The organism is Agrobacterium sp. CMT1, from assembly GCF_037203725.1.
GTDB classification, from domain to species: Bacteria; Pseudomonadota; Alphaproteobacteria; order Rhizobiales; family Rhizobiaceae; genus Agrobacterium; species Agrobacterium pusense.
In genome coordinates, this window is record NZ_JBBCAR010000002.1 from 1 (window position 1) to 12,676 (window position 12,676).

The 12,676-nt window shown below is 52.3% G+C and carries 11 protein-coding genes; 8 read left to right on the plus strand and 3 right to left on the minus strand.

What is annotated here, in order from left to right:
• The 4 genes from WA845_RS02665 to WA845_RS02680 all read left to right on the plus strand — a co-directional run.
• Window positions 1-761: flagellin (locus WA845_RS02665; protein ID WP_337322166.1), on the plus strand; the 761-nt coding region annotated here is incomplete at its 5' end.
• 346 nt (window positions 762-1,107) lie between these two features.
• Entirely contained in the window at window positions 1,108-2,457 is a 1,350-nt protein-coding gene (locus tag WA845_RS02670) for a flagellin N-terminal helical domain-containing protein (RefSeq protein ID WP_337322167.1), read from the plus strand.
• Window positions 2,458-2,714: 257 nt separating this feature from the next.
• A complete protein-coding gene (locus WA845_RS02675; protein WP_004439930.1) occupies window positions 2,715-4,052 on the plus strand; it encodes a flagellin N-terminal helical domain-containing protein in 1,338 nt (445 codons plus the stop codon).
• A 421-nt stretch (window positions 4,053-4,473) separates the two neighbouring features.
• Window positions 4,474-5,181 carry a sce7726 family protein gene (locus WA845_RS02680; RefSeq protein WP_112555848.1) on the plus strand — a complete coding sequence of 236 codons (708 nt, stop codon included), beginning with the start codon at window positions 4,474-4,476 and terminating at the stop codon, window positions 5,179-5,181.
• On the opposite strand, the gene WA845_RS02685 is transcribed toward WA845_RS02680, so the two are convergent.
• The 3 genes from WA845_RS02685 to WA845_RS02695 are packed head-to-tail and all read right to left on the minus strand — an operon-like array spanning window position 5,182 to window position 7,116.
• Window positions 5,182-6,240 carry a beta family protein gene (locus WA845_RS02685; RefSeq protein WP_112555850.1) on the minus strand — a complete coding sequence of 353 codons (1,059 nt, stop codon included), beginning with the start codon at window positions 6,238-6,240 and terminating at the stop codon, window positions 5,182-5,184. It lies immediately after the preceding gene.
• Between the two features lie 10 nt (window positions 6,241-6,250).
• Window positions 6,251-6,754 (minus strand): ImmA/IrrE family metallo-endopeptidase, encoded by a 504-nt coding sequence (locus WA845_RS02690; protein ID WP_112555852.1) that lies wholly within the window; start codon window positions 6,752-6,754, stop codon window positions 6,251-6,253.
• A 17-nt stretch (window positions 6,755-6,771) separates the two neighbouring features.
• Window positions 6,772-7,116 (minus strand): hypothetical protein, encoded by a 345-nt coding sequence (locus WA845_RS02695; RefSeq protein WP_112555854.1) that lies wholly within the window; start codon window positions 7,114-7,116, stop codon window positions 6,772-6,774.
• A 338-nt stretch (window positions 7,117-7,454) separates the two neighbouring features.
• Here WA845_RS02695 and WA845_RS02700 point away from each other — a divergent pair, with 338 nt between their 5' ends.
• The 4 genes from WA845_RS02700 to WA845_RS02715 all read left to right on the plus strand — a co-directional run bounded on the left by WA845_RS02700 (window position 7,455) and on the right by WA845_RS02715 (window position 12,577).
• Entirely contained in the window at window positions 7,455-8,993 is a 1,539-nt protein-coding gene (locus WA845_RS02700; protein WP_337322168.1) for an AAA family ATPase, read from the plus strand.
• Window positions 8,993-9,829 carry a hypothetical protein gene (locus tag WA845_RS02705; protein ID WP_112555858.1) on the plus strand — a complete coding sequence of 279 codons (837 nt, stop codon included), beginning with the start codon at window positions 8,993-8,995 and terminating at the stop codon, window positions 9,827-9,829. Before WA845_RS02700 ends, WA845_RS02705 begins: the two co-directional genes overlap by 1 nt.
• Window positions 9,830-10,865: 1,036 nt before the next feature.
• Window positions 10,866-11,429, plus strand: a complete 564-nt coding sequence (locus tag WA845_RS02710; protein WP_112555860.1) for a recombinase family protein — start codon at window positions 10,866-10,868, stop codon at window positions 11,427-11,429.
• A gap of 800 nt (window positions 11,430-12,229) precedes the next feature.
• Window positions 12,230-12,577: a hypothetical protein gene (locus tag WA845_RS02715; protein ID WP_112555862.1), complete on the plus strand. Its 348-nt coding sequence runs from the start codon at window positions 12,230-12,232 to the stop codon at window positions 12,575-12,577.
• Window positions 12,578-12,676 lie beyond the last annotated feature (99 nt).

Genomic DNA, 12,676 nt, shown 5'->3' on the forward strand with positions numbered 1-12,676 from the left:
CCGTCTATTCCTCGACGGGTTCATACAAGAACTTCGAAATCACGACAGGCGTCGGCGCCGCAAAGGCCACCACGGTTAAGGCAGCGGTGGTCTTCACCGAAGCACAGCTTAAGGGCCTGACCCCTGCAACGGCAGGAACCCCGGTCACTGTTACCCCTGACGCGACCACCGGCCTCTATGTTGTCGCATTGGGCGCTGGCACACCGGAAAACGGCGCATACCTGAAAATCGGTGACGATCAGTATGTCAAGGTCATGGGCGACGGCACCGCAGCGACTGCCTCGACGGGTACCGCCGCCATCGACACCGCTCAGAAAGCGCTCGGCACCTCCGCAATCGGCACCACGAAAGATGGCCAAAACGTCTACCTGAGAACGGATGCCAACGGTCAGCTCGCAAAGTCACTGTCCTACTCCCTGACCTCGCTGGACATCACCAAGGATCTCGTCGGCCCCGCCACCGTGACCCTGACGCCCGAGCAGGCGCTCGACGCCATGGTTTCCTTCGTCGACAAGCAGCTCCAGAGCATGACATCCGCCGCCGCCGACCTCGGCTCGGTCAAGATGCGCATCGAATTGCAGGAAAACTTCGTCAACAAGCTGACTGACTCGCTCGACAAGGGCATCGGCCGCCTCGTCGACGCGGAAATGAACGAAGAATCCACCAAGCTGAAGGCCCTTCAGACCCAGCAGCAGCTCGCTGTTCAGGCCCTGTCGATCGCCAACAACGACTCCCAGAGCATTCTCTCGCTCTTCCGTTAATTCCGACACCGATCGTCAAATGCGAACCGCGCCCGAAAGGGCGCGGTTTTTTTCGTTTTATCGCCCGCGTTTCAAAGCGATGATCGTGAAGACCGTTCAAGGCAGCCCGTCCGACGCGGATGGCAAATATTACGTTTCAGTTTTTTAGATGGTATGCACGTATAAATTTTATTCTCAACTATTTTCTACTTTAAGTATTTTTTAATTCGACAGCGTTTAGCTGAAGCCATCGAAGCGGCGGGCTGACCTTCAAGAAAGTAGCCGGTCAGCAGGCATGATGCTGTACGCCGCTCCCGGTGAGCCGGAATGTCCCTTTTCTAATCAGCCATTACAGGGGCAATTTATTATGACGAGCATTTTGACAAACATCGCAGCGATGACTGCGCTCCAGACCCTGCGCTCCATCGGCCAGAACATGGAAGCCACGCAGGACCGCGTGTCCTCCGGCCAGCGCGTCCGGGAAGCTTCCGACAATGCCGCTTACTGGTCCATCGCGACCACGATGCGTTCGGATAATGGCGCCCTTTCCGCCGTCCAGGACGCCCTCGGCCTCGGCGCCGCCAAGGTCGACACCGCCTATGCCGGCATGGAATCCTCGATCGAGGTCGTCAAGCAGATCAAGAACAAGCTGGTGGCCGCCCGCGAAGCAGGCGTCGACCGGACCAAGATCCAGGAAGAGATCTCCCAGCTGCAGGACCAGCTGAAGTCCATCTCCAGCTCCTCCTCCTTCTCCGGTGAGAACTGGCTGCAGGCCAAGATCAGCGATGGCACGGGCAACCTCTCCGACATCACCAAGGCGGTCGTCGGCTCCTTCATCCGCGATAACAGCGGCAACGTTTCCGTCAAGACCATCAATGTCGCATTGAGCAACGAGACGGTTCTGTTCGACACCTCGTCCGGCGCGGCAAAAGACAAGCAGGGTATTCTCGATGCCTACGCCGTCTATTCCTCGACGGGTTCATACAAGAACTTCGAAATCACGACAGGCGTCGGCGCCGCAAAGGCCACCACGGTTAAGGCAGCGGTGGTCTTCACCGAAGCACAGCTTAAGGGCCTGACCCCTGCCGCGGCTGCAACCCCGGTCACTGCGGTTGCGGATTCGACTACCGGCTTGGTCGTTGTCGCCAACGCTTCGGCCGCAGAGAACGGCGCATACCTGAAAATCGGTGACGATCAGTATGTCAAGGTCATGGGCGACGGCACCGCAGCGACTGCCTCGACAGGCACCGGCGCCATCGACACAGCTCAGAAAGCGCTCGGCACCTCCGCAATCGGCACCACGAAAGATGGCCAAAACGTCTACCTTCAAACCGGCGCCAACAATCAGCTCGCAAAGTCACTGTCCTACTCCCTGACCTCGCTGGACATCACCAAGGATCTCGTCGGCCCCGCCACCGTGACCCTGACGCCCGAGCAGGCGCTCGACGCCATGGTTTCCTTCGTCGACAAGCAACTCCAGAGCATGACATCCGCCGCCGCCGACCTCGGCTCGGTCAAGATGCGCATCGAATTGCAGGAAAACTTCGTCAACAAGCTGACTGACTCGCTCGACAAGGGCATCGGCCGCCTCGTCGACGCGGAAATGAACGAAGAATCCACCAAGCTGAAGGCCCTTCAGACCCAGCAGCAGCTTGCTGTGCAGGCCCTGTCGATCGCCAACAACGACTCCCAGAGCATTCTCTCGCTCTTCCGTTAATTCCGACACCGATCGCCAAATGCAAACCGCGCCCGAAACGGCGCGGTTTTTCGTTATCGTTAATAGAAATTATTATTTCCTAATTTTATTAATACAGGTTTAGGCTTTGTTAACCATTCGCGCCCTAAAAACTGGTCATCGAAACGATTGGTTAACCAAGACGAAAAAGAGGTTAACAGGCATCAAGCCGCTCGATCGTTCCCGGCGGCAATCCGGAATGTCCCTTTTCATTTCAGCCAATCAAGGGGCAAATCATTATGACCAGCATTTTGACCAACGTTGCGGCCATGGCCGCCCTCCAGACTCTTCGCGCCATCGGCAGCAACATGGAAGAAACCCAGTCGCGCGTTTCCTCCGGCATGCGCGTCAAGACCGCATCCGACAATGCCGCCTACTGGTCGATCGCGACCACCATGCGTTCTGATAATGGCGCCCTCTCCGCCGTACAGGACGCTCTCGGCCTCGGCGCCGCAAAGGTTGATACCGCCTATTCCGCCATGGAAACCACCGTCGATGTCGTCAAGGAAATCAGCAAGAAGCTGGTTGCCGCCCGCGAAGCAGGCGTTGACAAGGCCAAGATCCAGGAAGAAATCCGCCAGCTTCAGGACCAGTTGAAGAGCATTGGCGAATCCGCCTCCTTCTCCGGTGAAAACTGGCTGAAGGGCAAGATCAGCGACGCCTCCGGCAATCTGACGCCCATCACCAAGCAGGTCGTCGGCTCCTTCATCCGTGACGGTGCAGGCAATGTCGCCGTCAAGACCATCAACATCCAGGTCGATAACAAGACCGCGCTTTTCGATACGACCACCGGCGCGACGAAAAACGGCATTCTCGACAGCGCCGCCTATTACTCCGATACCGGCGCTCTTCGCGATTTCGAGATCACGACAACGACGCCCGCAGGTGTCCCCACAACAACACCCTATACCGCAAAGGTGTTTACCGAAGCGCAGCTTCTCGGTTTCCCCTCGGGCACGACAACCACGGTTTCCGCCGCAGACCCGGTAACCGGCCTCGTTACAGTCGCTGCCGCCACCACTGCACGAAACAACGGCACCTACTTCAAGATCGGTGAAAACGCCGCCGGCGAAGCGCTTTACGTGAAGGCCAACAACACGGCGCCGACACCTGCCGGCACCACGGTAACCGCGATCGGCACCGGCGGAACGTCCGGCAACAATATCTATCTGGAAACCGCCGCAGCGGATTCGCAGATGGCGCAGAAGCTCGACTACTCGCTGATCGACCTCGACATCACGAAGGACCTGGCCGGCCTGACCAATTCAAAGGGACAGCCGCTGACCGAAAACGAAGGTCTCGATAACATGATCCAGTTCGTCAACACCCAGCTGGAATCGCTCATCAGCGCAAGCGCCGATCTCGGCTCGATCAAGATGCGCCTCGATCTGCAGGAAGACTTCGTTTCCAAGCTGACAGACTCCATCGACAAGGGCATCGGCCGCCTCGTCGATGCGGACATGAACGAGGAATCCACCAAGCTCAAGGCTCTCCAGACGCAGCAGCAGCTGGCGATCCAGTCGCTCTCCATCGCCAATACCAGTTCCGAAAATATCCTGTCGCTATTCCGTCAGTAAGCGGCGCCCGTTGGCTACGGGCGGTTTCGTCCCGCTCTGGCAGCAACAGAATATTCGGATGTGGAAACCGCGCTTCGCAAGGGGCGCGGTTTTCCCGTTTGCCAAGCTTTTACGAAGCGGCAACACTCCGGAATGCGGTGAGCAACATGCAGGGTGTAGGGCTTGAGTAAGCGCGCAACTTCTTGAATTGTCGAGGTAAAATGGTGCTGCTAGAGAGATTTGAACTCGGCGGAAGTGTACTAATACCACCACAGGATAGGCGTTTCAGCCTCGCTCGGTCAAGACGTGTGTACCACCAACGTGGTCAACGCCCTTTCAAGAAAGAAACGGTTGACAGATGCGTATCGTCAGCTAGCAATTTCTGCGTTCACAGAACTTTAATTACCAAAGGGATAAGTTGCCGCATGGCCGTGGAAGAAGCATGATGAATCTTGACGAGGAAAGCCTGAAGTGCCGCATGTTGGCTTGGTATCGCCGCCAGCGCGCTCTAAAGCCAACTTCAGTTATCGCTTCTGAATTCGTATTAGGGCAAACCGGCTGTCGAAGTGACCTTGCTATATGGAATGGCGCGTTCATCGGAGTCGAAATTAAGAGCGCGCGCGATTCACTCGTGCGTCTTCCGGACCAAATAACGGCGTACCTAAAATTCTTTGATAATGTGATCTTGCTGTGCGATGAAATACATCTTAGCAAAGCCGAGACGCTTTGCCCTTTGGTTGTCGGAATTTATGTGTGGCGAGATGGAGAAGTACATATCCACAGGCCACCGGTACATAATTCTTCAAGGGACCGACTGGAGCTGGCGCGCGCCGTCAGTGTGAGAGTATTACAGTCTTCATTGGGTGTTACCGCCAGTAGCGCTTCCTATTCACGAACCCAGCTTGAGAAGCAGGTCGTCGAAAACCCAGCGATTGATGTTAACTCACTTTTTACCGCCTCGTTCAAGACAACTTATGAAGTCACCACAAGGGCTTTTTTACGCGAAACTAGTGGTAGGCGTATAAGGCCAGATCACCTGCGGTATCTAAGCCGTTACGCCGTGGAACGTGATGAAATCAAACGTAATCAGGCAAACAGAGCGGCCTTTTGGATGCAGTGGGAAGTGCAGGCTCAAGCCGTTTTCGGCTAGTTAGTCTGCCCACCCGACTTCATCTCCGCCGTCAATTTTACCACCGGTGGCTTGCGTGTGAAGATGTATATTAATCCGCGCCGCAGTACACTTTGCCGCACTATCGATTGTGTCGGTTTCACCATCTTTACCGGTACGTTTAATATACTCAGTTCCCCATATTCCAAGATCTGTCCAACAATCGTCTTCCATCGCGTCGTTTGCAGCACGCCTGAAACCTGAGTGTTTATCAGCAGCGTCATCCACTCTGAAAAAGTGCCATCGAGAAATACTCGCAATGTCAATTCTGGGCGCGGGGAGGCCCCCACCTCCGCCCAGTGCCTCAGCACGAACACTTCCACGGTCGCAATAAATTAGTCTTTCATTTTGAATAGCATCGCGGACGACGGCATGAAATTCTCTTTCGAAAATATCTTGGTGAGCCAACCCGACGAAACTTTCGGGAAAAGTAGAGGCGCTTACCGAGACAGAGCACTCCGGTAGTGTGCTTCTTATGTTGCGGATAGTCTGTACCGCAATTGCCGACTTAACCAAAATTTCTCGATTCTGCTTCTCAAAATCTAATATAAAGTGCAGGCTGCCAGCAGGAATTCTCCCTTGAAATCGCGCAGCGATGTCGCGCGCGTACTGGAACATTGGCTCCCTCAACCTGACGGTAATATCCCGATTTAGTTCCGCGAGCCGCCTGATTTGAGCGTCGAGTTGGGTTAGGTCCGCCAATTGCAACGAAGGCAAGAAATTTCCATTGAGTACAAGAAAATCTACATAATTTTTGTAGCCATTAGCCGATACACGTAAACTGTCAAAAGCATCATGAACAGGCCGCCGCTCCCCTTTGAACGGCTGTTCTTCACCTATGTCGACTATAATAGTCCTAAGTCCAACAGCCGCATTCACTCTTGCGACAGCACTAGCTAGTTCTTTCGCCGAAGCCCACGGCTGAAGAACTATGTAGGGCAGCATAGCATCTTTTGTTTGCGATGGGAGTTCCTCAAGGGCCCTCATCTCAGCCTGTCTGACGTTGAGCATCGGTATATATTCAAAGTTCAAGAAACTCATAGCGCCGACCTTATTTTATCCCTAGCCGAATCTTCATAGCTGCTTCGGACACATTAAACTTATCCGCGAGAAATCCAAGAACGTCTTCTACCTTTAGTGCGCGCGCCTTGTCGATCCACTCGTCCACGAGCTTCTCCGGCATCAATATATCCGCCGCCAGTCGATTAGCCTGCGCTTCTCGTGCGTCCGACAACTTGGAACGATAAAGAACATCGTCCTCAATACCGCCACCAATCTGATCGCGGTGCAAAAAATAATGAGCCAACTCGTGTGCAACGGTAAATCGCTGCCTTCTGGCTGAGTCGTTTCTATTTACTTTGATGAGGTAGTTGCCGACATTATCGGGATCAGGGCGTATTTCTCCAGAGATTCCTTTCGGAAGCGGCGCGGCAATAATCCGGACTCCCCCGACATTGCTGGCCAACTGCGATAATTTGATCGGAGGTTGCTGCATACTCGGAACAATAGCCGATTTAACCTCTTGGTCGAGCAAATCCCACTCGCGACTTGTCATGTTAAACCTCGTTCATATTATCCTTCGAATGGAGCTTCTGCACTTGGCGACTCGGCACCCATCTGGCGCTTAGCAGCGTCCGTATAAATTATTGTATCGATCTGCTCCCTCAAGAGATCACGAAGGGGGCTGGTCTCCTTGGCAAGTTCTGCACTCACATGCCTCATTATTGTTTGGTCGACTTCATCTCTGAACTTTCCAGACTGTAACATTAGCTCAAGATGTCTGCTCGACGCCTCCTTAGTCATTTTTTCAAATTGTGAATAACCCCAAATCGCGAGAACGGCGACAAAGACGCCCAAAATTGTGATTATAGTCGAAGTGGCCGTCAGCAAAATGGCAACTAAATCACTGTAGCTCATGGATAAATCACTCAGTTGTTGTGGGGATAACTTTACCTGGAAACAATAGCTAACGGTCAATATCACGCCAGAGAGCACTCCAGCGCCAAAAATTGGGAGGTAATCAGATCCATTTCGGCCCACTCTCCACCCTCATGTTCCTTATATGTTCCTTCGAGTGCTGAAAGACAACAATCAAATCTCGCTCTGCCCTCCTGCTGTTATCCGAACTTGGCATTTGAGGCCGGGCCGGGCTAGTCGAAATCACTTAGTTGCATCTTCATGCGGTGACCTAACATTCATAAATTGAGAATATACACCGATGCAACTTAGATTCGACCAAGGGAGTTTAGCCGCAAATGTTTTTCACAGTCGTTTCAAACTCCCCATCACATGGTAAAAGCCAAGCTTTCTTAACGACCGATCGGTGGGATGATTGGGGTAAATTCCGGACGCAATTCTATCTTACCGTGTTTGATGGTGAGGGTATAAAGCATTCAATCGGGTCAGTTAAAATTGGTCAGATTGGACTACAGCCAGCTTCGGAGCGCGACTTCCGCCCCGGTCAACGCACGCCGTTAATTGGCGAGAGTTTCGACACCCTTAGTCCGGAATTTTTCTCGTTGGGACAGGGAGAAGACTATTACGTTTCTTTAAACGCCCTCCCGGACGATCTTCGCGAGTATATATTGATCTCGCTTAGAGACGTTGCATTTAATCTTTCAATTTTTGAAGATAACTATGGTGAATTGGTGATGTCGGAATCTCTGCTGAGAGATGTCCGGGCCACCAACGTTCGCAACCGGCTAAACCGAATAACTAGGGGTGATGCAGCCCTAACCAAGTTTCAGTTTAGCTACGCGCTCCCTTCGCCTGCTGGCTCGGAGCCTCCAGAAATGTCGTTCAATGTGACCCCGCTTGCGATACCGCCGACAAATGTCCACGTCTTAATCGGACGGAATGGGGTCGGAAAATCGAGATGCATGAGAGGATTGACTGAAGCACTGCTTGGCCGACCACCTACCGAAGGGACTAGCGCGGGAACGGTCACAATCCGTCAAGATGAGTTTGAGGAATGGAACTTCGCGGGACTTGTACTAGTCTCCTTCAGTGCGTTCGATGATTTCGATCTAGCGCCTCGTGAAAGCGACGCAATAAGCGCCATACAAGTAGGTCTTCGTCGCAGACCAGACGACCAAACAGGAGACCGGGGAGGCATAAAGTCGCCCTCGGAGTTGGCAGTCGACTTCCGAAGTAGCTTAAATCGCTGTAGGGAAGGCCTCAAGGCGCAAAGGTGGATCGACGCGGTTCGAACACTGGAAACCGATGATTTGTTTGCGGAAGCTGACGTTATAAGTTTGCTTGAGCGTCCCTCAGGGGATGAATGGAACCGGGCAGCGGAAGCCTTGTTCAAACGACTGAGTTCTGGTCATGCGATCATTCTCTTGACGATTACACGGCTTGTAGAGCTAGTTGACGAGAAAACTCTAGTGCTTCTCGATGAACCAGAGGGCCACCTACACCCACCACTTTTATCCGCCTTTATTCGATGCCTTTCCACACTTCTTGTGCGGCGAAACGGTGTAGCAATCATCGCGACGCATTCCCCTGTTGTCCTTCAAGAAGTCCCTAAATCCTGCGCTTGGAAACTCCGCAGAAGTCGGGACACGTCTGTTGTTGAACGCCCCACTGTCGAGACCTTCGGTGAAAATATTGGTCTTCTGACTCGGGAAGTTTTTGGGCTGGAAGTAACGCGCTCCGGATTTCACCAATTGCTGCAAGAATCCGTCAACCAGAGTTTAAACTACGCAGAAGCGGTTTCATTTTTCAAGGATCAGTTGGGAATGGAAGCGCGTGCCATCATTAAGGGCTTGCTTGCAGAAAGAGACAAAGCCTAATGAGACGTCTACCGAGACCGACGGCTGCAGCAGCAGATGTGATGCGTTCATGCATCCAAAGTATTAGAGACGCTCAATTTACCGACCGTCTCTCGAAAACGCTACCGAGCATAATTGTGGCAGAGACAACTTACATTTCCCGTGGCGAGGCGGCACAGTTATTTACCATTGCAAGCACTGACGGAATTGGCGGAATTGTAACTACCGAAGAAATGGAGCGCGTTTACAAACAAACTTTTGTCCGCAGCGCTAGAACACGTGAGCTCTACGCGAGTCTAAAAGCTGCTCCTGAAAACGACATTTGTCCGCTATGCTCTCAGCGTACTGTATCACAGCTCGATCATCATTTGCCGCAATCAGCGCATCCAGCGCTGACTGTGACACCTATCAACCTTGTCCCCGCTTGTGCAGAGTGCAACAAAACGAAACTAGCTCAAGAAGCCGATGAGGCAGCAAACCAGACTTTTCATCCTTATTTCGAAGATGCTGATGATGCACGTTGGCTTTACGCCAGCGTGATTGAGCAAAGTCCTGCAGCCCTCACCTTCATCGCTGCTCCTTCAGACACTTGGAACGAAACAAAGCGCAATAGAATTAAATCCCACTTCGCCACTTACAAACTTGCAGAATTATATGCCTCTCATGCTGCGGTAGAGCTGAATGACATCCGGTATGGTTTGCAACAAATGGCTAAACATAGTTCAGCGGAGGAAATATCGACCCATCTTCGCGAAGCCGCATTGAGTCGCGCTCAAGCTCACGCGAACTCTTGGCGGCGCGCAACATATGAAGCACTTGCAGACTCGTTCTGGTATTGCTCGGGAGGGTTTGGTTGACGAACCTAGCAAGGCAAGTTTGCTAGAATGGGACATCGTTGTCCCAGCCCGAGGGTTGAACAGTTGGTGGTCGCAAGGCTTTATGCAGCATTTTGACGATGTCGTTTTATATCGGCTTCCTCTGCCTGTTATCTCGGAAGATTGGACTGGTGATCGTCGCGATTTTTTCGTGAGCATGTGTGGGGAAACTGGGGGGCATTGTGACTCCTGCGCTTAGATAGGCGATTGAAGCTATGGTTCGCGCAAACTCACTCGCCTGTTACACGTTTCGTCTGGAAGCTCGTCCAATTTTTGTAAGAGCTTTAGACACTTGGTCTCTTCCATCTCGGTTTTTTGTGGGGCTCGCAGACGCATGATCTGCAACTCAATGCGTACTTTGCTTCTGGTGCACATGCGAACGGAACACATTTTGAGCTAAGCTTTCGGAGTCGGATTCTGGTGAAGGCAGCGCTAGCATTAAGTATAAAACTGGTTAAGCCGGACGACGGCTGAGGATAGCGCACCCGTCGATACCGAGTTCCGATGCTGCCGCGCGGCAACGATAATTATGTATTGCTTCCGAAGTAACTCATCGAATCGAGGCGGCGTGTTCTCCGGAATAAAATGGCTCAGGCCTCGTCTACAGAAAATTTCGATAACGATAAAGTGTTGTTCCGGGCCAGCGGGGCTAGCATCTAGATATTCTCATTTATAAGTCCGAATCCCATCATAAGAAACCCTGTCCATCGCGGCAGGGGGGCGAATTTTGCGCAGCGCTACTGAATTATGTTTGAGGCCAATCTTGAAATTACACGATACCGTGTCAGATGAGGTTTATATTTTTGCCGAAAATCGAAGAGCAATCGATAAAATGTCGGCCAGCAAACTCCCCCCTCAGCCCCACTAGTTTCGATATCCTGCGGGAGAAGCTGCATCTTACCGGAATGCCGAGTTATCTCAAAATGCATACTATTTGAAACGCCCCATTGACGCGCCTCAAAACATGTCTCATAACTCACGTCTCAAAACCTCTAGACGTTTCGTGGGAGCAGTGGGAATGGTAGAGCTAGCATATATCCGCGTGTCATCCGTGGGTCAGTCGCTTGATGTACAGCGGGATAAGGTAATTGCGGCGGGTGTCGCGGCCAAGAATGTTTTTGAAGAGAAGCGATCAGGATTGACCACAGGCAGGCCAGAGTTGAAAGCTTGCCTCCGCGCTCTCCGCACAGGTGACACACTTGTCATCACACGTATTGACCGATTGGCGCGTTCAGCAGTGGACCTTCTCAGCATCGTTCAGGAGCTTGAGAAAGATGGCGTTGCGCTGAAGGTTCTCGACCAGTCCATAGATTCCAGCACAGCGGCAGGCAAAGCACTGCTACAGATGTTAGCTGTCTTCGCCGAGTTCGAAACATCTATTCGAGCGGAGCGGCAGGCTGACGGCATTGCGAAAGCAAAAGCGGATGGAACCCGATTCGGTAGACCTTCCAAGACCACACCAGACACAACAACCCGAATCAAGACCATGAGAGAGACCATGACTGTTCCCCAGATCATGAAGGCCACGGGTCTTAGTAAGGCATCGGTCTATCGTGCGTTAGCAAGTGAAAGCGCGGGATGATTACCCGCCACTAGATAGCCGTCAATTACCCGCCACTATAGGAATAGACCATTTAGAGTGTAGATAAGACGTATGATAGGTGAATTTCAGGATGAAAATCTGAAGATATTTCTATCATGATGATCTTATGGACTCTCCCTCACACTGACAGATAAACTTCCCCTTATTGTCTCCTTTAAGATGTTTATAGGTGGAGCGGAAGGCGTGCTTATTTTTTGTGTCCGCGTCGGTCCGGATGGATCAATCCTTTTTACCGTCCGCTTCACGCAACCCTCTATCCCGTTTTATGGACTGCGATAACGTTCGGGATGGCCGATTTTATTTCCAGCAAGCACCGGAGAAATTTTCCAATAGAAACAACACTAACCTAGACGGTCTAATCACATGCGGTAATAACCCATAAGTGATTGTTTTTATTATATTTACTTCCATTTTTTGTTGCGATAGAGCGTTGTTAAGACAGGCAATAGCGCCCCTTCAACAGAGTCTTCCCATGTCAACGACCGATAAAACGCCCCTTCTTACCCTTTCCCGAAATATCCCCTACCTGTGTGATTTCTGGTTTTGCACGAATGATGCTAGCTCATCGCGTCCCGGCTATCTCATGGATGCCGAGTTCCTACATGATGGTGTCGCGCTTTGGTGCGGGCACGTTCACCTTGTACTGGAGTTTCATGGCATCCGCGCACTGCGCAAATTATTCGCAGGTATCGCGCATGTCTAGGTCAATGCCATTTCCGGCAACAGCACACCAGTATTGCAGCCGCCCTGCGAACCCAGTTTTCAGACCGCAGGTAGACATGAGCCGGAAGGAACTAGCGACTGTCCTCCGCTGGACTTCGTGGGTAACGTTCCAGATGCTGATTGCGTATCGCGGTGGATTAGGTCTCAAGACCCTCGAAGGCAATCCAAGAGAACGGGCAGAAGGTATGCTGTATGCCCTCGACAACGGCATGCGCTACTTTGCGCAGGGTGGGCAACCTTTGCGGCCCATGCCTGACATTCCCGCTGTGTGGCCGAATGCGTACCCGTTCGAACTGACGTGGTGTTTCGTGGAAATTCTTCAGCAGCGCATTAGCGAATATCCGTCCCTTAAGGCATTGGACGATGCAGCTTGGCAGCGGAAGATAGAAAAGACCGTTTCCTGAATAGAGTCAGGGGATTGACCTGAGTGAGGCATCATTAGCCGCCACCCATAGAAAAGTAGGCGTTCGAAAAACGGCCTGCCTTCACCCTCAATCAAAACC

Coding starts and splice junctions, on each gene's coding strand:
- WA845_RS02670 (WP_337322167.1), top strand. CDS start 1,108: ATGACGAGCATTTTGACAAACATCGCAGCGATGACTGCGCTCCAGACC.
- WA845_RS02675 (WP_004439930.1), top strand. CDS start 2,715: ATGACCAGCATTTTGACCAACGTTGCGGCCATGGCCGCCCTCCAGACT.
- WA845_RS02680 (WP_112555848.1), top strand. CDS start 4,474: ATGATGAATCTTGACGAGGAAAGCCTGAAGTGCCGCATGTTGGCTTGG.
- WA845_RS02685 (WP_112555850.1), bottom strand. CDS start 6,240: ATGAGTTTCTTGAACTTTGAATATATACCGATGCTCAACGTCAGACAG.
- WA845_RS02690 (WP_112555852.1), bottom strand. CDS start 6,754: ATGACAAGTCGCGAGTGGGATTTGCTCGACCAAGAGGTTAAATCGGCT.
- WA845_RS02695 (WP_112555854.1), bottom strand. CDS start 7,116: ATGAGCTACAGTGATTTAGTTGCCATTTTGCTGACGGCCACTTCGACT.
- WA845_RS02700 (WP_337322168.1), top strand. CDS start 7,455: ATGTTTTTCACAGTCGTTTCAAACTCCCCATCACATGGTAAAAGCCAA.
- WA845_RS02705 (WP_112555858.1), top strand. CDS start 8,993: ATGAGACGTCTACCGAGACCGACGGCTGCAGCAGCAGATGTGATGCGT.
- WA845_RS02710 (WP_112555860.1), top strand. CDS start 10,866: ATGGTAGAGCTAGCATATATCCGCGTGTCATCCGTGGGTCAGTCGCTT.
- WA845_RS02715 (WP_112555862.1), top strand. CDS start 12,230: ATGAGCCGGAAGGAACTAGCGACTGTCCTCCGCTGGACTTCGTGGGTA.